Source organism: Streptomyces triticirhizae (assembly GCF_003696235.1).
GTDB classification, from domain to species: domain Bacteria; phylum Actinomycetota; class Actinomycetes; order Streptomycetales; family Streptomycetaceae; genus Streptomyces; species Streptomyces triticirhizae.
Window position 1 is genome coordinate 1 of record NZ_RFFJ01000112.1, and the last position, 21289, is coordinate 21289.

At 72.9% G+C, this 21289-nt stretch carries 21 protein-coding genes; 11 read left to right on the forward strand and 10 right to left on the reverse strand.

All coding sequences use genetic code 11. The annotated features are described in order from the left end of the window. The 6 genes from EBN88_RS18885 to EBN88_RS18910 all read left to right on the forward strand — a co-directional run. Positions 1 to 1510, forward strand: a 1510-nt coding sequence (locus EBN88_RS18885; RefSeq protein WP_147472763.1) for an outer membrane protein assembly factor BamB family protein, incomplete at its 5' end; no start/stop codon positions are given. Positions 1511 to 1609: 99 nt separating this feature from the next. Then, positions 1610 to 2284, forward strand: a complete 675-nt coding sequence (locus tag EBN88_RS18890) for a helix-turn-helix transcriptional regulator (protein ID WP_122185085.1) — start codon at positions 1610 to 1612, stop codon at positions 2282 to 2284. A gap of 162 nt (positions 2285 to 2446) precedes the next feature. Next, positions 2447 to 3487 carry a galactose-1-phosphate uridylyltransferase gene (galT, locus tag EBN88_RS18895; RefSeq protein WP_122185102.1) on the forward strand — a complete coding sequence of 347 codons (1041 nt, stop codon included), beginning with the start codon at positions 2447 to 2449 and terminating at the stop codon, positions 3485 to 3487. Further along, a complete protein-coding gene (gene galE / locus EBN88_RS18900) occupies positions 3484 to 4446 on the forward strand; it encodes a UDP-glucose 4-epimerase GalE (RefSeq protein WP_122185086.1) in 963 nt (320 codons plus the stop codon). Before galT ends, galE begins: the two co-directional genes overlap by 4 nt. Next, complete coding sequence (gene galK / locus EBN88_RS18905; RefSeq protein WP_122185087.1) at positions 4443 to 5579, forward strand: galactokinase; 1137 nt, start codon at positions 4443 to 4445, stop codon at positions 5577 to 5579. The genes galE and galK overlap by 4 nt, the downstream gene beginning before the upstream one ends. A 226-nt stretch (positions 5580 to 5805) precedes the next feature. After that, entirely contained in the window at positions 5806 to 6495 is a 690-nt protein-coding gene (locus EBN88_RS18910; protein WP_122185088.1) for a helix-turn-helix transcriptional regulator, read from the forward strand. A 351-nt stretch (positions 6496 to 6846) separates the two neighbouring features. Here the strand turns inward: EBN88_RS18910 and EBN88_RS18915 are convergent, their stop codons facing one another. Further along, positions 6847 to 7338, reverse strand: a complete 492-nt coding sequence (locus EBN88_RS18915; RefSeq protein ID WP_122185089.1) for a MarR family winged helix-turn-helix transcriptional regulator — start codon at positions 7336 to 7338, stop codon at positions 6847 to 6849. Positions 7339 to 7442: 104 nt separating this feature from the next. Here EBN88_RS18915 and EBN88_RS18920 point away from each other — a divergent pair, with 104 nt between their 5' ends. From EBN88_RS18920 to EBN88_RS18930, 3 genes are all read left to right on the forward strand, one after another. Further along, complete coding sequence (locus EBN88_RS18920; RefSeq protein WP_122185090.1) at positions 7443 to 8252, forward strand: trans-aconitate 2-methyltransferase; 810 nt, start codon at positions 7443 to 7445, stop codon at positions 8250 to 8252. Further along, a complete protein-coding gene (locus EBN88_RS18925) occupies positions 8249 to 8611 on the forward strand; it encodes a VOC family protein (protein WP_122185091.1) in 363 nt (120 codons plus the stop codon). Before EBN88_RS18920 ends, EBN88_RS18925 begins: the two co-directional genes overlap by 4 nt. A gap of 178 nt (positions 8612 to 8789) precedes the next feature. Next, positions 8790 to 9194 carry a rodlin gene (locus tag EBN88_RS18930; protein WP_122185092.1) on the forward strand — a complete coding sequence of 135 codons (405 nt, stop codon included), beginning with the start codon at positions 8790 to 8792 and terminating at the stop codon, positions 9192 to 9194. A gap of 144 nt (positions 9195 to 9338) precedes the next feature. Here EBN88_RS18930 and EBN88_RS18935 read toward each other — a convergent pair whose 3' ends face one another. Beyond that, entirely contained in the window at positions 9339 to 10022 is a 684-nt protein-coding gene (locus EBN88_RS18935; protein ID WP_122185093.1) for a TetR/AcrR family transcriptional regulator, read from the reverse strand. Positions 10023 to 10029: 7 nt separating this feature from the next. Next, the gene (locus EBN88_RS18940; RefSeq protein ID WP_122185094.1) at positions 10030 to 11103 is read right to left on the reverse strand and encodes an acyl-CoA desaturase; all 1074 of its coding nucleotides are present in this window, start codon (positions 11101 to 11103) and stop codon (positions 10030 to 10032) included. 275 nt (positions 11104 to 11378) lie between these two features. Here EBN88_RS18940 and ppc point away from each other — a divergent pair, with 275 nt between their 5' ends. After that, complete coding sequence (gene ppc / locus EBN88_RS18945; protein WP_233580786.1) at positions 11379 to 14174, forward strand: phosphoenolpyruvate carboxylase; 2796 nt, start codon at positions 11379 to 11381, stop codon at positions 14172 to 14174. Positions 14175 to 14265: 91 nt separating this feature from the next. Continuing rightward, positions 14266 to 14400: a hypothetical protein gene (locus tag EBN88_RS32405; RefSeq protein WP_267902574.1), complete on the forward strand. Its 135-nt coding sequence runs from the start codon at positions 14266 to 14268 to the stop codon at positions 14398 to 14400. Between the two features lie 9 nt (positions 14401 to 14409). Here EBN88_RS32405 and EBN88_RS18950 read toward each other — a convergent pair whose 3' ends face one another. The 7 genes from EBN88_RS18950 to EBN88_RS18980 all read right to left on the reverse strand — a co-directional run. Further along, complete coding sequence (locus EBN88_RS18950) at positions 14410 to 14907, reverse strand: hypothetical protein (protein ID WP_122185096.1); 498 nt, start codon at positions 14905 to 14907, stop codon at positions 14410 to 14412. Positions 14908 to 15003: 96 nt separating this feature from the next. Then, entirely contained in the window at positions 15004 to 15612 is a 609-nt protein-coding gene (gene pth / locus EBN88_RS18955) for an aminoacyl-tRNA hydrolase (protein WP_122185097.1), read from the reverse strand. Between the two features lie 64 nt (positions 15613 to 15676). Beyond that, on the reverse strand, positions 15677 to 16267 hold the full coding sequence (locus EBN88_RS18960; protein WP_122185098.1) for a 50S ribosomal protein L25/general stress protein Ctc: 591 nt from the start codon (positions 16265 to 16267) through the stop codon (positions 15677 to 15679). A 211-nt stretch (positions 16268 to 16478) separates the two neighbouring features. Further along, entirely contained in the window at positions 16479 to 17456 is a 978-nt protein-coding gene (locus EBN88_RS18965; protein WP_122185099.1) for a ribose-phosphate diphosphokinase, read from the reverse strand. 101 nt (positions 17457 to 17557) lie between these two features. After that, positions 17558 to 19024 carry a bifunctional UDP-N-acetylglucosamine diphosphorylase/glucosamine-1-phosphate N-acetyltransferase GlmU gene (gene glmU, locus EBN88_RS18970; RefSeq protein ID WP_122185100.1) on the reverse strand — a complete coding sequence of 489 codons (1467 nt, stop codon included), beginning with the start codon at positions 19022 to 19024 and terminating at the stop codon, positions 17558 to 17560. Between the two features lie 74 nt (positions 19025 to 19098). Further along, positions 19099 to 20034, reverse strand: a complete 936-nt coding sequence (locus EBN88_RS18975; protein ID WP_122185101.1) for a coiled-coil domain-containing protein — start codon at positions 20032 to 20034, stop codon at positions 19099 to 19101. A gap of 117 nt (positions 20035 to 20151) precedes the next feature. Then, positions 20152 to 21289 (reverse strand): SUKH-4 family immunity protein (locus EBN88_RS18980; protein WP_199742415.1); only part of this gene is annotated, 1138 nt, incomplete at its 5' end.

The window sequence follows — 21289 nt, forward strand, 5'->3', positions numbered from 1 at the left end:
CGGCGGCCAGGCCGGCTTCGGCGCCCCGGGCGCTCCCGGGCCCGGCGGCCCGGGTGGCACCCTGGGCGGGCCCGGCGGGTTCGTCCCGCCCGGGTCCTCCGGCGGCTCGAAGCGCCCGCCGGTGTGGGCGCTGGTGCTCGGCGTGGTGCTGGTGGTGCTGCTGGCCGGCGGCGGCACCTGGTTCCTGGTCTCCGACGGCGACAAGAACACCTCGGCGCAGAACCGCGACGCGGGCGGCGGCGATCCCGATCCGGAGGGCGGGACCGAGGGCGGCGGTGGCGAGGGCGGCGGGGGCACGCTGCCGGCCGAGCCCATCCAGTCCAGCCTGGCCTGGGAGGTCCCGCCGATCGAGGTCGCCACCGACGAGATCCTGGCCCGCTCCAAGGGCGCCTGGTTCGTTGACGACGCCCTGGTGCGGGTCCTGGGGAACGAGCTGATCTCCTTCGACCTGGCCACCGGCCAGGAGAACTGGTCGCTGCCCTTCGAGCTGTCCGGCGGCGACTGCAACGCCTCGCCCAACGTCGACGAGAACCGCATCGCGATCCTCCAGGGCCGGGACTGCGAGGTGGTCTCCGTGGTGGACATCTCCGCCGGCGAGGAGATCACCAGCATCCCGCTCAACAACGCCATCACCCCCGACCAGTACGACTTCCCGGCCATCCTGGGCGACACCGTCGCGGTCAGCTGGGGCATCGGCGGCGGCGGGTACCAGATCTCGACCGGCGACCAGCTGTGGGTCTCCTCCACGGAGACCAGGGACTGCGCCGAGGTCTCCTACATGGTGGTCGAGCAGGAGTTCATCTCCCTGATGGAGTGCGGCTGGCTGGGCGAGGAGGGCGGCAGCGTCCGGGCCACCGACGAGGCGGGGAACCCGACGTGGGAGTTCGAGTTCGCCGAGTTGGAGGGCGAGCCGGTCGAGGTCCGCTCCCTCATCTCGGTCTCCCCGCTGACCCTCCTGATCAACGTCGGCGAGGAGCTGATGGACGGCTCGGAGAAGATCGTGGTGGTCAACGAGGACCGCACCGACTTCGAGCACGTCCTCGACTACGACAGCACCCGCTACGTCACGCCGTGCGAGACGCTGATGTTCCCCTCCTGCCCGCTGGGCGTGGTCCACGAGGGCTATCTCTACCTGGCCACCAACGACGTCGCCGGGGACAACGCGGTGGTCGCGTTCAACCTCTCCACCGGGCAGGCCGAGTACGAGGCCGACGCGATCAACGGTGGCGCGATACGGCCCTTCGCCGTGCAGGACGGCAAGATCCTCGCGTACCAGCCGGCCGACTACGAGCTGGAGGGCATGGTCGTCGCCCTCGACCCGGAGACGGAGGAGGTCAGCGCCGTGATGGCGCTCGACCGGGCCGCGCGGGAGAAGGAGTACGCCATGATGGGCGGCGGCATGTTCCCGCACGACAACCTTCCGATGTGGCACGAGAACACCCTGGTCCTGGTCGACCGCACCACCTACGAGGACGAGGAGTCGCCCCCCTCGGTGCTCGCCTACCGGTGAGCCCGGGCTGAGGCGTCGCGTTCGGGCAGGTCCGGCGTTCCCGCCGGCCGGCCCGCCCTGGAGGAGGCTCGACGGTCACGGTCCAGGGGAGGGGCGAGGATGACGCACAGGGTGGTGGTGGTCGACGATCGTCGGCTGGTCGCCGAGGCGCTGGCCTCGGCGCTGCGGGTGCGCGGGCACCGGGTGTTGGCCGCCGGCTCCCCGGCGGCCAGGGCGGTGGAGCTGGTGCTGGGCAGGCAGCCCGAGGTCTGCCTCTTCGGCTGTGTGGCCCCGGAGGCCACGGGCGCCCTCGCCCCGGTGGCGCGCCTGCACCGCGAGTTCCCGCGCTGCGCCGTGGTGGTGCTGGGCCCGGTGCCCCGCCCGATGGGCGTGGCCGCCGCCTTCGCCGCCGGCGCTCGCGGCTATGTCCGGCACGACGAGCGGATCGAGGGCGTGGAGCGCGCCCTGGCCCGGGCCAGGGCCGGCGAGGTGGCCGTCGCCCCCTCGTTGCTGCGGGAGGCGTTCACCGAGTTGCTGCACCCGCGCGACGGCGCCCATGCCGAGGGCGTCCGGCTGGCGGGCCTGCTCACCGAGCGGGAGGCCGACGTGCTGGTGCGGATCGTGGAGGGCGAGGACACCCGTCGGATAGCCGCCGGCCTCGGGGTCGCCCCCAGCACCGCGCGCACCCATGTGCAGCGGCTGCTCACCAAGCTCGGCACGGCCTCCCGTCTCGAGGCCGCCGCCCTCGCCGTCCGCACCGGCCTGTTGGACCACCTGGCGGGCCGGACCGGCTGATCCCGGGCCGGTGGGTCGAACCCCGGTCGGTGCTCCGTACCACATTGACGCGAAGCTGTGCTCCCCTGCATCCTTATGTTGGATTCTGTTGGGGAGTGCGCTGGACTGCGCGGGATGGCGAGGCAAAACCGGATGCTGCGATGGACCGGGGCGAACACCGGGGTGCGGAAGACCACGACTCTTCTGGCCGACGGTCGGGAGCTCATCTACTACGACGTCGACGAAGCCGACCACTCAGCGGTCGACCGCCGGCCCCTGCCCAAGACCACCTCCAGCTCGGAGATCCGGCACAACGCCCTGCTCGGCGAGCACGTCGGCTACGCCGCGCACCGCCAGTCGCGCACCTACCACCCGCCGGCCGACCAGTGCCCGCTGTGCCCCACCTCAGGCGACCGGCTCAGCGAGATACCGGACGACTCCTACCAGGTGGCGGTCTTCGAGAACCGCTTCCCCTCCTTCGGCGGCGACCGGGGCCGCTGCGAGGTGGTCTGCTTCACCTCCGACCACGAGGTCTCCTTCGCCGGCCTCACCGAGGAGCGGGCCGCGCTGGTGCTCAGCGCCTGGACCGACCGCACCGACGAGCTGTCCCGCCTCCCCGGGGTGCGCCAGGTCTACTGCTTCGAGAACCGGGGCGCCGAGATCGGCGTCACCCTCGCCCACCCCCACGGGCAGATCTACGGCTACCCGTTCGTCACCCCGGTCACCGAGCGGATGATGGCGGCCGTCGCCGAGCACCGGCGGCGCACCGGCGGGAACCTCTTCGACGAGCAGGTCGCCGCCGAACGCGCCGACGGCAGCCGGGTGGTGCTCCAGACCCCGCACTGGATCGCGTTCGTCCCCTACGCCGCCCGCTGGCCCTACGAGGTCCACCTCTACCCGGCCCGCCGGGTGCCGGACCTGCGGGACCTCGACGAGGCCGAGCGCGCCGAGTTCCCCGGCGTCTACCTGGAGCTGCTGCGCCGCTTCGACCGGCTCTTCGGCCCCGACGCCGGTCCGACCCCGTACATCTCCGGCTGGCACCAGGCCCCGTTCGACGCGGCCGACCGGTCGGAGTTCGCGCTCCACCTGGAGCTGTTCACCATCAGGCGGAGTGCCGACAAGTTGAAGTTCCTGGCCGGCTCGGAGTCCGGCATGGGGGCGTTCGTCAGCGATGTTCTGCCGGAGGCGGCTGCCGCCCGGCTGCGAGAGGTGGCAAGCGAGTGAGGTATCTGGTCACGGGCGGAGCCGGCTATGTGGGCGGGGTGGTCGCCGCGCATCTGCTGGCGGCGGGCCACCGGGTGACGGTCCTGGACGACCTGTCCACCGGCTTCCGCGAGGGGGTGCCCGAGGGCGCCGAGTTCGTCGAGGGCAACGTGCGGGACGCCGCCAGGTGGCTGGACGGCTCCTTCGACGGGGTGCTGCACTTCGCCGCCAACTCCCAGGTCGGCGAGTCCGTGCTGAACCCGGAGAAGTATTGGCGCAACAACGTCGGCGGCACCATCGAGCTGCTGTCGGCGATGCGCGCCGCCGGCGTGCGGACCCTGGTCTTCTCCTCGACCGCCGCCGTCTACGGCGAGCCCGCCACCTGGCCCATCACCGAGGACGCGCCCACCGCGCCCACCAACCCCTACGGCGCCAGCAAGCTGGCCGTCGACCAGATGCTCGCCGGCGAGTGCGCCGCCCACGGCCTGGCCGCCGTCTCGCTGCGCTACTTCAACGTGGCCGGCGCGCACGGCGCGCAGGGCGAGCGGCACGACCCGGAGAGCCACCTGATCCCCATCGTGCTCCAGGTCGCCCAGGGCCGCCGCGAGGCCATCTCGGTCTACGGCACGGACTACCCGACGCCCGACGGCACCTGCGTCCGCGACTACATCCACGTCGACGACCTGGCCGAGGCGCACCTGGCGGCGCTGGGCGCGGCCGTCCCGGGCGAGCACCTGGTCTGCAACCTGGGCAACGGGAACGGCTTCTCGGTCCGTGAGGTGATCGAGACCGCCCGCGAGGTCACCGGGCACCCGATCCCCGAGGTCGCGGCCGACCGCCGCGCCGGCGACCCGGCCGTGCTGGTCGCCTCGGCCGACCGCGCCAGGGAGCGCCTCGGCTGGCGGCCCAGCCGGCCCGAACTGGCCGGAATCATCGCCGACGCCTGGGCGTTCGCCCAGCGGAAGGAGGGCACCTCATGACGGACCACGAGCAGGTCTTCGGGGTCGCCCCCGACGGCACGTGGAGCGCCCCGGGGCGGGTCAACCTGATCGGCGAGCACACCGACTACAACGAGGGCTTCGTGCTGCCGCTGGCGCTGCCGCACTCGGCCGTCGCCACCGCGACCCGCAGGGCCGACCGGACGCTGCGGCTGCGTTCCCGCGACATCGGTGACACGGTCGTCGAGCTGAGCCTGGACGCCCTGGTGCCCGGCGAGGTCGAGGGCTGGGCGGCCTACCCGGCCGGCGTCGCCTGGGCGCTGGAGCGGGCCGGCCACCGGCTGACCGGCGCCGACATCCTCTTCGCCTCCGACGTGCCGACCGGCGCCGGCCTGTCCTCCTCGGCCGCGCTGGAGGTGGTCACCGCCCTGGCCCTGAGCGACCTCAACGAACTGGGCCTGTCCGCACCCGAGTTGGCGCGGATCGGGCAGATCGCCGAGAACGACTTCGTGGGGATGCCCTGCGGCATCCTCGACCAGATGGCCTCGGCCAGCTGCGTCGAGGGACACGTCCTCCACCTGGACACCCGCGACCTGAGCGGCCGGCAGGTGCCGTTCGACATGGCGGCCGAGGGGCTGCGGCTGCTGGTCGTGGACACCCAGGTCAAGCACGCGCACGCGGACGGCGCCTACGGCAGGCGGCGCGCCGAGTGCGAGGCGGGCGCGGCGGCGCTGGGCGTCCCGTTCCTGCGCGACGTGCCGTTCGCCGAACTGGACGCGGCGCTGGCGCGGATCGAGGACGAGGCGGTCCGCCGCCGGGTGCGCCACGTGGTGACCGAGGACCAGCGGGTGGCGCGGGTCGTGGAGCTGCTGGACGCCGGCCGGGCGCGGGAGATCGGCCCGTTGCTCACCGAGGGCCACGTCTCGCTCAGGGACGACTTCGAGGTCTCCTGCCCCGAGCTGGACCTGGCGGTCGACACGGCCAACGCGGCCGGCGCGCTGGGCTCCCGGATGACCGGCGGCGGCTTCGGCGGCTCGGCCATCGCGCTGGTGCCCGAGGAGTCGGTGGCGAGCGTGGGCAAGGCGGTCGGTGAGGCGTTCGCGGGAGCCGGGCTCGTCGCGCCCCGGATCTTCGAGGCGATCCCCTCGGCGGGCGCCCGGCGACTGCCGGCGTGACCGCACCGATATCCGTGGTTCGGCGAAACCCCTTCCACCGGGGAGCGCCGGCCGTAGGCTGAGGGCAGCACCGGTGGGGGCCGGTGCCGATCAGGGGGCGAGACGGTGGGCGCGGCGCCGAGTCCGACGAAGGGCCCCGCGGCGGCGGCCGCGCGGTCCGACCGTGGATGGACCGTGGTGTCGTGCCCGCCGAGCCGCCCCTTCGACGCGACCCCAGGGGCTTTCGGTGGACCGTATTCGGGTGCTGGTGGTGGACGAGCACCGGATCTTCGCTGAGTCGCTGGCCACCGCGCTGTCCGCCGAGGCGGACGTGGAGGCGGTGGCGCTCGGCAGCGTGCCGGCGGCCCGGCAACTGCTGACCCGGGTGCGGGCCGGAGCGCACCCGCCGTTCGATGTGCTGCTGCTGGACGCGGAGTTGGACGACGCGGTGGAGGCGGGCGCCGAGCACCCCGCCCTGTTGACGTGGGTGGCCGAGGGCTTCCCCACCCTGCGGACTGTCATGCTCGCGGCATCCGACGAACCGGCCGCCGCCGCCCGCGCCCTGGCCGCCGACGCCAGGGGCTGGGTGGCCAAGGACAGCTCGCTGGCCCGGCTGCTGCGGGTCATCAGGGGCGTGCTGCGCGACGAGACCCACCTCCCGCCCGCCCTGCTCACCGGCGTGCTCCGCGAACTCCAGGCCGACCGCAGACACCGGGGCGAACGCGAGCGGCTCGTGGAGTCCCTCACGCCGCGCGAACTGGAGGTGCTGCGCTGCATGTTGGCCGGCCTGGGGCGGAAGGCGGTGGCCGAACGCCTCTATCTCTCGCCGCACACCGTCCGCACGCACATGCAGAACGTCCTCGGGAAGCTGGGCGTCCACTCGACGCTGGCCGCTGTGGCTCTGGCGCGGCGAGCGGGGATACCTCCGGTGGATTAGGGGAGCGCCCACGGGGTGCCTCCGGCGGGGTCTGAGGGCGACGGCGGGGCTGGTGGGGGCTGGTGGGTTGTCGGGTGCGGGTGTGTGGTGGGTTGTTCGCGCAGTTCCCCGCGCCCCTGGGGGTCGGTGGGCGTTCCGTTGGTTGTCGGGGGCGGAGTAGGGGCTTCGGGAGCGCCCACGGGGTTGGGGGCGCGGGGAACTGCGCGGGTGACCGTCCATGGTCTGAGGGCGACGGCGGAGCTGCCGATGGCCGGCGGGTTGTCGGGTGCGGGTGTGTGGTGGGTTGTTCGCGCAGTTCCCCGCGCCCCTGGCCGTCCGTGGGCGCTCCCGAGGCGCCGCAGGCTACGCAGGCTAGAGGTTGTCGAAGGGGGCCGTCAGGGCGCGGAGGAGGGCGGCCAGGTCGCGGCGTTGGGTGGGGGAGAGGTCGGCCAGGATCGCCCGTTCCTGGGCGAGCAGCCCGGCCAGCGCGCTGTCCGCGTGGTCCCGCCCGGCGGGCGTCAGCCTGACCAGCACCCCGCGCCGGTCCGATGGGTCGGGCAGCCGCTCGACGAACCCCTTCTTGGCGAGCCGGTCGATGCGGTTGGTCATGGTCCCGGAGGTCACCAGGGTCTGGGTGAGCAGCTGCCCCGGCGAGAGCTGGTACGGCGTGCCGGCCCGGCGCAGCGCGGTGAGGACGTCGAACTCCCAGGGCTCCAGCTGGTGTTCGGCGAACGCCTGACGCCTGGCCCGGTCCAGGTGGCGGGCCAGCCTGCTCACGCGGCTGAGCACCTCCAGCGGTTCCACGTCCAGATCGGGGCGTTCCCGCCGCCAGGCGGCGACCAGCCGGTCAACCTCGTCCTCCATGGGGGCAGTCTAGTTGGTGTTGTGTCGACGTGAAGTCTCACGCCATCGAGCTATACAGCCTGAAGTTTCTTGACATCGAGATACATCGGCGTGAGGATCGTCCCATGCCCCAGACAGCCCCGCGTCCCCGCTGGGACCCCGCGCAGTACGTACGGCACGCCGCCGCGCGTTCCCGACCGTTGACCGAACTCCTCGCCCGCGTGCCCCCGTTGCCCGGCCGCCCCCGGATCGCCGATCTGGGCTGCGGGCCCGGCGCGCCAACGCTCCAGCTCTTCGAGCGCTGGCCGGACGCGCGGGTCACCGGCTACGACAACTCCCCCGAGATGCTGGCCGAGGCCCGCCGGGTCACCGCGCCCGGCGGCGCACTCGACTTCGTCGAGGCCGACCTCGCCACCTGGCGCCCGGGGGAGCCGTTCGACCTGATCGTCTCCAACGCCGCCCTCCAGTGGGTGCCCGAGCACCGGCGCCGGCTGGCCGACTGGGTCGGGGGGCTCGCGCCCGGCGGCGCCCTCGCCTTCCAGGTGCCCGGGAACTTCGCCGCCCCCAGCCACGCCCTGATGCGCGAGATCGCCGCGCGCCCCCGCTGGCGCGAGCGGCTGGCCGGGGTGCTGCGCACCACCGACCCGGTGCTCGCGCCCGAGGGCTATCTGGCCGAACTGGCGCCACTCTGCGCCGAGGTGGACGTCTGGGAGACCACCTGTCTGCACCGGCTGACCGGCGAGGACCCGGTGCTTGACTGGGTGCGCGGCACCGGGCTGCGGCCGGTGATCACCGCCCTCGAAGAGGAGCCGGAGGAGCTGGCGGCCTTCCTGGACGCCTACCGCGACGCGCTGCGCGCCGCCTACCCGCCAGGGCCGCACGGCACGGTCTTCCCGTTCCGCCGGATCTTCGTCGTCGGCCGGAGGACGGCATGATCGCGGCGCTGCACCATGTGCAGCTCGCGGTGCCGACCGGCAGCGAGCCGGCGTTGCGCGCCTTCTACGGCGGGGTGCTGGGCATGGCCGAGGTGCCCAAGCCGCCGGAGCTGGCCGCCCGTGGCGGCTGCTGGTTCCGCAGCGGCGGCTGCGAGCTGCACCTCGGCGTCGAGGCGGACTTCCGCCCCGCGCGCAAGGCGCACCCCGCGCTGGTCGTGCCCGACCTGGACGCGCTGGCCGCGCGGCTGGCCGAGGCCGGCGTCGAGCCGCTCTGGGACGGGGCGTTCCCCGGGTACCGCAGGTTCCACGCCCACGACCCGGTGGGCAACCGGCTGGAGTTTCTTCAGCCCGCGCCCTGAGGGGGCGCGCACCGGCGGGGGCGGATGAGGTCGCGTACGCCCCCTGGAGTGCGCCTACGAGCCCCCAAGGGGCCTCAGATTGCGCGATTCGGGTGAACGGAGGCAACGGAATCCACCCAGCGGCGTTGTTCAGGGCGCTCCGGAAACAGGGCATCCCAGAACTCGGAAGGACAAGCTAGTGATCAAGAAGTCGCTTGCCACGGTCGCCGTCGCGGCCTCCGCCGTCGGCATGGCCGGCATCGCCGCCACCCCGGCCATGGCCGCCGAGGAGTCCGAGCTGACCACGATCAACGGCAACGGCGCCTCGGACCGGATCGGCAACACCACCACCGGTGGCTACATGAGCCCGAACATGGCGCTGGTCAACAGCTCGCTGAACGACGTCTGCCTGCCGGTCGCCGACATCAACAAGCTCAACGTCGGCTCCGTCGTCGGCCTGATCCCGATCACCGTGCAGGACATTCTCACCAGCACCAACGACCAGACCTGTGCGGAGAACTCCACCCAGGTCGACGGCGACGACCCGCTGGCGAACCTGCTGTCGGACATCCCGATCCTGTCCAGGAACGGCATCAACGACTGAGGCAGTCCCCCCCGGCGGCGGCCGGCCCGCCAGGCCGTTCCTCCCGCGCCGCTCCCCCACGGCCCCCGACCTCGAACCCCAGACAGTTCGAGGGCGGGGGCCGAGGTCCGTCACAGCCCGGTCTGCCACACCAAGGCGCGCGCGTCAGTCGCGGCGGCGGCCCACCAGCTTCGGGTGGTGCTCCAACCCCTGGAGCCCGTGCCAGGCCAGGTTCACCAGATGGGCGGCCACCTCGGCCTTCTTCGGCTTGCGGACGTTCAACCACCACTGCCCGGTCAACGCCACCATCCCCACCAGCGCCTGCGCGTACATCGGCGCCAGCTTGGCGTCGTACCCCCGGCTCTTGAACTCCAGGCCCAGGATGTCCTCGACCTGGGTCGCGATGTCCCCGATCAGCGAGGCGAACGTCCCCGTGGACTGCGCCACCGGGGAGTCCCGCACCAGGATGTGGAAGCCGTCGGTGTACCGCTCGATGTAGTCCAGCAGCGCGAACGCCGCCTGCTCCAGCAGCTCCCTCGGGTGCCCGGCGGTCAGCGCGCCCGTCACCATCGACAGCAGCCGGCTCATCTCCCGGTCCACCACGACCGCGTAGAGCCCCTCCTTGCCGCCGAAGTGCTCGTAGACCACCGGCTTGGAGACCCCCGCCTTGGCGGCGATCTCCTCCACCGACGTGCCCTCGAAGCCCCGTTCGGCGAAGAGGGTGCGACCGATGTCCAGCAACTGCTCCCGGCGTTCGGTCCCGGTCATGCGTCTGCGGCCCCGCCGCGTCGCCCGAGCCGGACGATCCTTGTCCCTGCCGCTGTCGCTGCTGCTGTCTTCGGTCGCCACGCCCCCATCATGCCGTCTTACGCGGGGTCCCTTCCTTCCGGTTGATCTCGGAGGCGTTCCGGCCCCGCCGGGCGTCCCCGTCGCGCTCGGTCACCCGCCGGGCGTCCAGGCGGGTCTGCCGAGGCCAGCGCACGTCGTAGACCCAACCCGCCTTCTCCATCCAGCGGATCAGCCGCGCGCTGGAGTCCAGCTGCCAGCGGTCCACGCCGTGCCGGGCGCAGGTCGGGTCGGCGTGGTGCAGGTTGTGCCAGGACTCGCCGCAGGAGAGAACGGCCAGCCACCACACGTTCCCAGAGCGGTCGCGGGAGCGGAACGGGCGCTTGCCGGTCGCGTGGCAGATCGAGTTGATCGACCAGGTCACGTGGTGGAGCAGCGCGACCCGCACCAGGGAGCCCCAGAAGAACGCGGTCAGCGCGCCCTGCCAGGACCAGGTGGCCAGCCCGCCGATCAGCGGGGGCGCGGTCAGCGTGACCGTCGTCCAGAGCACGAACTGACGGGAGACCCGGCGCATGTCGGGGTCGTTGATCAGGTCGGGCGCGTACTTGTGCTGGTTGGTCTGCTCGGTGTCGAACATCCAGCCCATGTGCGCCCACCACAGGCCCTTGAGCAGCGCCGGCACCGACTCGCCGTAGCGCCAGGGGGAGTGCGGGTCGCCCTCGGCGTCGGAGTGCTTGTGGTGCTTGCGGTGGTCGGCGACCCAGCGCACCAGCGGGCCCTCGACGGCCATCGAGCCGGCGATGGCCAGCGCGATCCGCGCCGGGCGCTTCGCCTTGAACGCGCCGTGCGTGAAGTGGCGGTGGAACCCCACGGTGATGCCGTGGCAGCCGATGAAGTAGAAGACGACCAGCAGCGTCAGGTCCAGCCAGCTCACGCCCCAGCCCCAGGCCAGCGGCACGGCGGCCAGCAGCGCGAGGAAGGGCACGACGATGAAGAGCAGCAGGGCCAACTGCTCGATGGTGCGGCGCTGTTCGCCGCCGAGGGTGGCGGCCGGCGGCGGGGCCGGTTCGGGGGGAGCGGCGGGGTCGGCGGGGTCGGTCGCTTCGTCCGGCGTTGGACGCGCCACATCGGGGGAAGAGGTCATGGGGTCTACCTCGGAAAAGGGGGAAGGGGGGACGGGGAGAGTGAGCGGACGGCCCGACGCGTGTCCCGTGGCGGACCGGCTCGGGATACCTACGGAGCCGTAACCTACGCCTACGTAAGTATCGCAGTTCACCGGGTGCCACAAGGCGCGTGCCGGGGAAGTCACCGAGAGGTGAGGAGGCCGTCGGGAGGGCTCACTACCATGGGACGGTCGGACAGCGCGGTCCGTATGTGCCCAAGACCTGCCAGATGAGTCAGCTGCGAGGAGCCGCACCCGTGAGCAGTCCCGACAGCCAAAGCCGCCAGCCCGAGTCGTCGACCGCTGGCCAGCCCGAGATCCCGGACGCCAAGGGGACCCCGGAAAGTAGTAGCGCGCTGCGTGCCGACATCCGCCGACTGGGCGACCTGCTCGGTGAGACCCTGGTGCGGCAGGACGGACCCGAGCTGCTCGAACTGGTCGAACGCGTCCGGGCCCTCACCAGGAGCGACGGCGAGGCCGCCGCCGAACTGGTCGGCTCGACCGACCTGTCGACGGCCGCGAAGCTGGTCCGCGCGTTCTCCATCTACTTCCATCTGGCCAACGTCACCGAGCAGGTCCACCGTGGGCGGGAGCTGCGCGAGCGCCGCGCGGCCGAGGGCGGGGCGCTGACCCGCACCGCCGACATGCTCAAGGACGCCGACCCCGAGCATCTGCGGGCCACGGTCGCGGCGCTGGGCGTGCGCCCCGTCTTCACCGCGCACCCGACGGAGGCGGCGCGGCGTTCCGTGCTCACCAAGCTCCGCAAGGTCGCCGAGCTGCTGGACCGCCCGACCGGCGAGGACGGCGGCGACCGGCGCCGCACCGACCTGCGGCTGGCGGAGTCCATCGACCTGATCTGGCAGACCGACGAGCTGCGGGTCACCCGCCCCGAGCCGACCGACGAGGCGCGCAACGCGGTCTACTACCTGGACGAGTTGCACGCCGGCGCGGTCGGCGACGTGCTGGAGGACCTCTCCGCCGAGCTGGAGCGGGCCGGCGCGGAACTCCCCACGGACGCCCGCCCGTTGACCTTCGGCACCTGGATCGGCGGCGACCGGGACGGCAACCCCAACGTCACCCCGTCCGTCACCTGGGACGTGCTGCTGCTCCAGCACGAGCACGGCATCGAGTCCGCGCTGGCGCACATCGACGAGCTGCGCAGCGCGCTCTCCAACTCGATCCGCAACTCCGGCGCCAGCGAGGAGCTGCTGGAGTCGCTCCGCCGCGACCTGGAGCTGCTGCCGGAGATCACCCCGCGCTACAAGCGGCTCAACGCGGAGGAGCCCTACCGGCTGAAGGTCACCTGCATCCGACAGAAGCTGCTCAACACCCGTCAGCGGCTCGCCGCCGACACCCCGCACACCCCCGGCCGCGACTACCTGGGCACCGGCGGGCTGCTGGCCGACCTGGCCGTGGTGCGGGACTCGCTGCGCGCGCACCGGGGCGAGCTGATCGCCGGCGGGCGGGTGGAGCGGCTGATGCGCACCATCGCCGCGTTCGGTCTCCAGCTGGCCACGATGGACGTCCGCGAGCACGCCGACGCGCACCACTACGCGCTGGGCCAGCTCTTCGACCGGCTGGGCGAGGAGTCCTGGCGGTACGCGGACATGCCGCGCGAGTACCGGGCCAAGCTGCTGGCCAGGGAGCTGCGTTCGCGCCGGCCGCTGGCCCCGACGCCGGCGCCGCTGGACGCCGCCGGCGCCAAGACGCTGGGCGTCTTCTCGACGATCCGCCGCGCGCTGGACAGCTTCGGACCCGAGGTGATCGAGTCGTACATCATCTCCATGTGCCAGGGCGCGGACGACGTGTTCGCCGCCGCCGTGCTGGCCAGGGAGGCCGGCCTGATCGACCTGCACGCCGGCTGGGCCAGGATCGGCATCGTGCCGCTGCTGGAGACCACCGACGAACTCCGCATCGCCGACGAGCTGTTGGACCAGATGCTCTCCGACCCCTCCTACCGGCGGCTGGTGTCGCTGCGGGACGACGTGCAGGAGGTCATGCTCGGCTACAGCGACTCCTCGAAGTTCGGCGGCATCACCACCTCCCAGTGGGAGATCCACCGCGCGCAACGCCGGCTGCGTGACGTGGCGCACCGGCACGGGGTGCGGCTGCGGCTGTTCCACGGCCGGGGCGGCACCGTCGGCCGGGGCGGCGGGCCCACCCACGACGCGATCCTGGCGCAGCCGTGGGGCACGCTGGAGGGTGAGATCAAGGTCACCGAGCAGGGCGAGGTGATCTCCGACAAGTACCTGGTGCCGTCCCTGGCCAGGGAGAACCTGGAGCTGACGGTCTCCGCCACCCTCCAGGCGTCCGCGCTGCACACCGCGCCGCGCCAGTCCAGCCAGGCGCTGGCCCGTTGGGACGCGGCGATGGACACGGTCTCTGAGGCGGCGCACTCCGCGTACCGCGACCTGGTGGAGGACCCGGACCTGCCGGCGTACTTCTTCGCCTCCACGCCGGTCGACCAGCTCGCCGAGCTGCACCTGGGCTCCCGGCCGTCCCGCCGGCCCGACAGCGGCGCCGGCCTGGACGGGCTGCGGGCGATCCCGTGGGTCTTCGGCTGGACGCAGTCCCGGCAGATCGTGCCGGGCTGGTTCGGCGTCGGGTCGGGTCTGAAGGCCGCCCGCGAGGCGGGTCTTGAGGAGGTGCTCGCTGAGGCGTTCGAGCACTGGCACTTCTTCCGCAACTTCCTCTCCAACGTCGAGATGACGCTGGCCAAGACGGACCTGCGGATCGCCCGCCACTACGTGGACACGCTGGTGCCGGACGAGCTGCGGCACGTCTTCGACACCATCGTGGCGGAGCACGAGCGGACGGTCGCCGAGGTGCTGCGGATCACCGGGGAGAACGAGCTGCTCGACGCCAACCCGGCGCTCCAGCGGACGCTTCGGATCAGGGACGCCTATCTGGACCCGATCTCGTATCTCCAGGTCACGCTGCTGCACCGCCAGCGCGCCGCCGCCAAGCGCGGCGAGGAGCCGGACCAACTCCTCTCCCGCGCGCTGCTCCTGACCGTCAACGGCGTGGCGGCTGGCCTGCGCAACACGGGGTGATTTTCTCCGGGGGCGGGCCGGGTGCGAGCCCCCGGGGGGCTCGCACCCGAACCGCCGTCCCCGCTACCGCGGCCTTCGCGACGAGGTGCGGGTGACCAGGGACCCCGCTTCGCTCATCCGTGAGGTTCGGGCCCTTGAGGAGGCCGATCCGCGAGGCGAGCGCTGGCCGAGGAACAAGCGGAGCGACGACGCCTCCGTCGTGTACCGGGTGCTGGCCGGTGGCTGAGGGAGCGGGTCAGATCCAGAGGAGGAACGTCAGGAGCAGGTGGGCCAGGGCGGTGCCGGCGATGATCCAGGCGAGGCGGTAGCGGCGCAGGCCGCCGGCGATCACGATGGCGGCCAGGAGTAGCGCGCCGGAGAGCGGCGCCAGCGCGTAGAGGCGGCCGGCGGTGTCCGCGCGGAGCACGAGGTCGCCGTCGAGCGGGCGGACAACGGTGAGGCTCTCGCCCTCGGCGCGGGCGATCCGCTGTTCCAGGACCACGGTGTCGCCGCTGGGGGCGAAGATCCCGGTGCAGCTGCGCTGTTCGCAGCGGAGCAGCGTGACCTGCCCCTTCTCCGTGTCGCCGAGGCCGAAGGTGTCGCGCGTGGTGTCCCAGGAGGCGTAGGCCCCGCCGAGCACCAGCGCGGCGGCCAGCAGCCAGGAGACCACCAGCCGCCCCAACAGCAGCGCGCCGAACGCGCTCTCGCCGGCTCGGCGCGCGGCGCCGCGTCGGCTGGCCTGGGTCGCGGACATGGCGCAGATCCTTGGCCAAAGCCTGCCGGCTGGTCAAGTCGAGCTGGTCAGGTCGAGCTGGTCAGGTCGGACTGTTCAGGTCGGGCGCCGGGCGCCTCAGCCGTTGTAGCGGCTCTGCGCCCGCTCAAGGCCCTCGGTGACCAGCGCCTCGGTGGCGTCGGCGGCGCGGTCCACGTGGTAGTCGAGGTCCTTGCGCTCCACCGTGCCGAAGTCCCGCAGCACATAGGCCGCCACGTCCATCCGCCCCGGGGGCCGGCCGACGCCGAAGCGGACGCGGAAGTAGTCCTTGCCGAGCGCGGAGGTGATCGACTTCAGCCCGTTGTGGCCGTTGTCGCCGCCGCCGCGCTTGAGGCGCAGCACGCCGTAGCCGATGTCCAACTCGTCGTGGATCACGACCAGTCGGGACGGGGGCACCCGGTAGAAGGAGCAGAGCGCGCCGGTCGGGCCGCCGGAGACGTTCATGAAGGACATCGGCTTGGCCAGCACCACCCGGGGGCCTCCGGAGCCGGGCGGGCCGAGGCGGCCCTCCAGCACCATGGCGCGGGAGCGGTGGGCCCGGAAGCTTCCGCCCAGCCGCTCGGCCAGCAGGTCGACGACCATGAAGCCGACGTTGTGCCGGTTGGCGGCGTAGCTCGGCCCCGGGTTGCCGAGGCCGACGATCAGCCACGGTCCCTCGGGCGCCGTCGCGTTTCCGGCGTCGTTCATGCGTCTCCCGTTCCGGTCGGGTTCGGTCGGGTGGGCCCGGGAGGGCCCACCCTCGGCGGCTGCCTCAGCCGGCTTCCTCTTCGGTGGCCCCGGCGCCCTCGGCGGCCGGCTCCTCGGCCTGCGGCTGGAGCACCTGGACGACGACCTCGTCCGGGTCCACGGCCAGGCTGGAGCCCGCCGGCAGCGGGACGTCCTTGGCCAGGACCGAGTCGCCGATGGACAGGCCGGCGACGGAGACGGTGACGGACTCGGGGATGTTGGTGGCCTCGGCCTCCACCGGCAGGGTGTTGAGCACGTGCTCCAACAGGCCGCCGCCCGGGGCCAGTTCGCCCTCGGTCAGGACCGGGATCTCCACGGTGACCTTCTCGCCGCGCTTGACCACCAGCAGGTCGGTGTGGACCAGGAAGCCACGGATGGCCTCGCGCTGCACGGCCTTGGGGATCACCAGCTCCTCGCGGCCCTCGATGTCGAGGGTGATGAGGACGTTGGAGTTCTTGAGCGCCATCATCAGCTCGTGGCCCGGCAGGGTCACGTGGACCGGGTCGCCGCCGTGGCCGTAGATGACGGCGGGCACCCGGCCCTCGCGGCGGATGCGGCGGGCGGCGCCCTTGCCGAACTCGCTCCTGGTCTCGGCGCTGATCTTCACGTCTGACATCGCGACACTCCTCGTGGTGTGTGACCGGAAAAACCGTCGGTCACCCGGCCCAGGGCGGGCCTGCACAAAGAGCGCGTCGATAACGGATAAGCCCCGCCGGGCCTCCCTCGCCGAGCAACGCGGTCGAGTCTACCCGCCGCCCGGCGGCCCTCCGAACGCGCCGCCGGCCCCGCACCTCGAAGGCGAGGTGGGGGCCGGCCGGGGAGACGGGTCAGGCGTCGCCCTCGAAGAGGCTGGTGACCGAGCCGTCCTCGAAGACCTCGCGCACCGCCCTGGCGATGGTCGGCGCCATCGACAGCACGGTGATCTTGTCGAGGTTGACCTCGCTGGGCGTCGGCAGCGAGTTGGTGAAGATGAACTCGCTCACCCGCGAGTTCTTCAGCCGGTCGGCCGCCGGGCCCGAGAGCACGCCGTGGGTGGCGGCCACGATCACGTCGGAGGCGCCGTTGGCGAAGAGCGCGTCGGCGGCGGCGCAGATCGTGCCGCCGGTGTCGATCATGTCGTCGACCAGCACACACACCCGGTCGCTGACGTTGCCGACGACCTCGTGGACGGTGACCTGGTTGGCCACGTCCGGGTCCCGCCGCTTGTGCACGATGGCCAGCGGGGCGCCGAGCCGGTCCGCCCAGCGGTCGGCGACCCGGACCCGGCCGGCGTCGGGGGAGACCACGGTCAGCTTCTCCCGGTCCACCCGGTTCCCGATGTACTCGGTGAGCACCGGCAGCGCGAAGAGGTGGTCGACCGGGCCGTCGAAGTACCCCTGCACCTGGTCCGCGTGGAGGTCCATGGCGATGATCCGGTGCGCCCCCGCCGTGCTCAGCAGGTCCGCCATCAGCCGCGCGGAGATGGGCTCGCGGCCCCGGTGCTTCTTGTCCTGACGGGCGTAGCCGTAGAACGGAATGATCACCGAGATACTCCGCGCCGAGGCCCGCTTCAACGCGTCGATCATGATCAGCTGTTCCATGATCCATTTATTGATCGGCGCCGTGTGACTCTGCATCAGAAAACAGTCGGCGCCGCGCACGGACTCCTGAAAACGCACATAGATCTCGCCGTTGGCAAAGTCCTGAGCCTTGGTCGGGACCAGCCCCATGCCCAATTCGGCGGCGACCTCCTTCGCCAGTTCGGGGTGGGCGCGGCCGGAGAAGAGCATCAGTTTCTTCTCACCGGTCGTCTTGATCCCGGTCACAGTCAGTCTCCCTTGGCATACGCGGGTGCGCTCGTTCGGCCTAACGTCCGGCCCAGAGGGCCCTCCTTACGGTACGCCGTCACCGGCCCCCAGCGAACCCGTCAGTCCTGATCGTGATCGGGTTCCGCCGCAGCTAGAGCCGCCTGGGCCGCCCGGTCGGCCGCCGATCCGGAACGCCTGCGGGCCACCCAACCCGCCACGTTCCGCTGCCTTTCCCGGGCTACGCCCAGTGACCCCGGGGGGACGTCGACGGTGATCACCGAGCCGGCCGCCGTGTAACTGCCGTCCCCCACCGTGACGGGTGCCACAAAGGTATTGTCGGCGCCCGTTCGACAGTGCGAACCGATCGTGGTGCGGTGCTTTGCCTCGCCGTCGTAGTTCACCACCACGCTGGAGGCGCCGATGTTGGTGTGCTCGCCGATCGTGGCGTCGCCCACATAGGAGAGATGCGGAACTTTGGTTCCGGTGCCGAGTGTGGAGTTCTTCACCTCCACAAAGCCGCCGACCTTGGTGTCGGAGCCGAGCAGCGTTCCCGGGCGCAGATAGGAGTACGGGCCGACCTTCGCGCCGGCGCCGATCACCGCCGTGTCCGCCACGGTGTGCACCACCAGGGCGCCCTCGCCCACCGTGCAGTTCGTCAGCCGGGTGCCCGGCCCGACCTCCGCGAGGGCCGCCACATGGGTGGCGCCCAGCAGCTGGGTGTTCGGCTGGACGACCGCGTCCGGCTCGAAGGTGACCGTCGAGTCGATCCAGGTGCTCGCCGGGTCGACGACCGTGACGCCCGCCAGCATCGCGGCCTCCAGCAGCCGGTCGTTCAACAGCCGCCTGGCCTGCGCCAGTTGCACCCGGTTGTTGATGCCGACCAGCTCCCTCGGGTCGGCCACCCGCTCGGCGCCCACCCGGTGGCCAGCGCCCCGCAGGATGCGCAGCACGTCGGGGAGGTACTCCTCGCCCTGGCTGTTGTCGGAGCCGACCTTCTCCAGCGCCTCCGCCAACAGCGCCCCGTCGAAGGCGAAGACGCCCGAGCTGACCTCGCGGATCGCCAGCGCCGCCGGCGAGGCGTCCTTGTGCTCGACGATCTCCGTCACCGAGCCGTCCGGCTCGCGCACCACCCGGCCGTAGCCGGTGGCGTCCGGCAGCTCCATGGTCAGCACGGTCACCGCGTTGCCCTCGGCGGCGTGCCGTTCGGCCAGGGCGCGCAGCGTGGCCCCGGTCTGGAGCGGGGTGTCGCCGCAGGTCACCAGGACCGTGCCGGTCGGCGCCCCGCCGTCATCGGCGGCGAGCGCGGTCAGCGCGGTGCGCACCGCGTGCGCCGTGCCGCGCTGCTCGGCCTGCACGGCGGTGCGCACCCCGGCGTCCAGCTCGGCCAGGTGCTCGACGACCCGCTCCCGGCCGTGCCCGACCACCACCACCAGCCGCTCGGGCGCCAACTCGTTCGCCGCCAGCACCACATGGCCGACCATGGAACGGCCGCACAGCTCGTGCAGGACCTTGGGCGTCGCCGATTTCATGCGGGTCCCCTCGCCCGCTGCGAGAACGATGATGGCTGCCGGACGGTTGGGGCTCACGGAAATCGCGTCCTTCGTCGGAGAAACGGGGAATGGTCCGCAGAATACCCAGGCGGCCCCGGCACCCCGCCGCGTCAGCCCCGTTCGGTCGCCGCCTCTCCCGGGCTCCCGGCCTGCGCCTCGGCCTCGGCCTCGGCGTCCTGCGGTCGGCGCGGGGCGCGGCCGGTCAACGTGGCGAGCGTGGTGCGCAGATGGGACATGTAGGCGCGCACCTGCTCGGCCCGTTCCTCCTGGAGGCGGGCCAGCCGCTCGGCGTCCCGCTCGATCCGCCGCCTGCGCGTCTCCGCTTCGGCCAGCAGCTCAGCGCGCCGCGCCTCCGCCGCCTCGTTCCGCGCCCTGGCCGCGGCCTCGGCGTCGGCCAACTGCCGCCGCGCGCGCTCCCAGACCGCGTCGGCCCGCTGGGTCAGCTCGGCCACCCGCGCCTCGACCGCCTCCCGGCGCGCCGCCATCCGCTCCTCGGCCAGCCGGCCGCTCGCCCGTTGCCGCGCGCGCTGCTCGGCGACCAGCGCCTCGGCGTGCCGGGTCACGTCGGCCAGCGTGGCCTCCGCCTCGGCCCGCACCCGCGCGGCCCGTTGCCGCTCCTGCTCCACCAGCGCCTCGGCGGCCTCGGTGAACTCGGCCAGGGTGCGTCCGGCCGCCTCCTCGGCGGCCACCCGGACGCGGGCCGCCTCCTTCGCCGCCCGCTCCCGTAAGGCGCGGCCCTCGCCCTCGGCCGCCCTCAGCAGGGTGTCGGCGTCGGCCTCGGCCAGCTCCCTGATCTCCGCCGCCTCGGCCTCGACCTCGGCCAGCATCAGCTTGGCGCGCTCGCCCAGCGCGCCGAAGTCCGTCGGGGGCAGCGCGGCCACCTCGGCCCGCAGCTGGGCCGCGCGCTCGGTGAGCCGCTCCGCGAGCCGGCCCAGCTCGGTGAGCCGGTGCCACGCCTGGTCCCGCTGTCGCCCCAGCTCCGCCAGAACGCGGTCGACCTGCTCCGGCGAGTACCCCCGCCCGCGTACCGTCCGGAAACCCGTCATAGCCAAGATGATCCCCCAAACATCACGAGGACATCCGAAACCCGGGGAACGGGCTCACCCGGGCGGCGCGTTCCCCGCAACGGCGCGCGCCGGCGCACGCCGCCACGGGGGAACGCGCTACAGCAGCCCGTCCCACATCTGTTCCAGCAGCACCGACCACCAGCTCTCGGGGTCGGCCACCGTCATCGGGTCGAGCGAGGCCAGCTGGGCCTGGAAGTCCTTGGTCCAGCGGCCCGCCTGCTCCGAGGTCAGCCCGTAGCGCAGCCGCCACATCCGGCCCAGCAGCGCCATGCACCGCGCGAACTGCGGCAGCGAGGCGTTGACGAACTGCGGCGGCACCGGCTGCCCGCCGGGCCCGGCCTCCAGCGGCACGGCCACGATGTGCGCCGTGCCGTACTGCACACACAGCTGCTTGCCGAAGTCGCTGCCCACCACCAGATACGAGCCGGCGTCGGGCGCCGGCCGCACGCCGCGCTCCATCGCGACCTCGGCCAGTGTCGGGATCGGCATCCCCGGCTGGGCGCGGGCCCAGAAGAACGGCGGGATCTCCACCGGCAGCCCGCTCCACGCCAGGGTGTTGGCCACGATCTCCGGCACGCCCTGCCGGGCGGCGAAGTGCGGCTCGTAGCGGAAGACCAGCTGCGGGCCGAACGCCTCGGCCAGCTCCTGGCCGATCACGTCGAGCCCGACGGCCGGCGCCGGCGGCTGCTGCGGCAGCGGCGCGCGCACCGGCGCGGAACGCGGCGGGCCGTCGGCGAACTGCTGCAACTCGTCCTGGTGCTCCACCAGATGGCGCACCCCGGCCTGGCGGGACGCGAAGTCCGTGCCGTAGGCGGCGGTGTGGGTGATCCGCACCTGGGGCCAGGTCTCGCGGATCATCCGGGCGCAGTAGCCGCCGGGCAGCTCGCAGGACTGCAACTCGGTGTGCAGCTCGACGACCTCCTGCGCGGGCACGCCCATGGCCATCAGCTCGTGCAGGATCTGCCACTCGGGGTGCGGCATCCCGGGCGCGGAGCGGCGGATCAGCTGCTGCTCGGAGCCGTCGGGAGCGCGGTAGCGCAGCACCGCCATGTAGCCGGAGCCGACGGCGGGTTGGGCCTCCTGCGGGTAGCCGTAGGCGGGCGGCGGCGCCTGGCCCTGCCCGGGGCCGGGCGGCGGGGCGGGGTGTTGGCCGGGCTGGGGACCGGTGGGCGGTCCCGGCTGCTGGCCGAGCTGGGGACCCGGCGGCGGGCCCGGCTGCGGCGCCGGCGGCGGG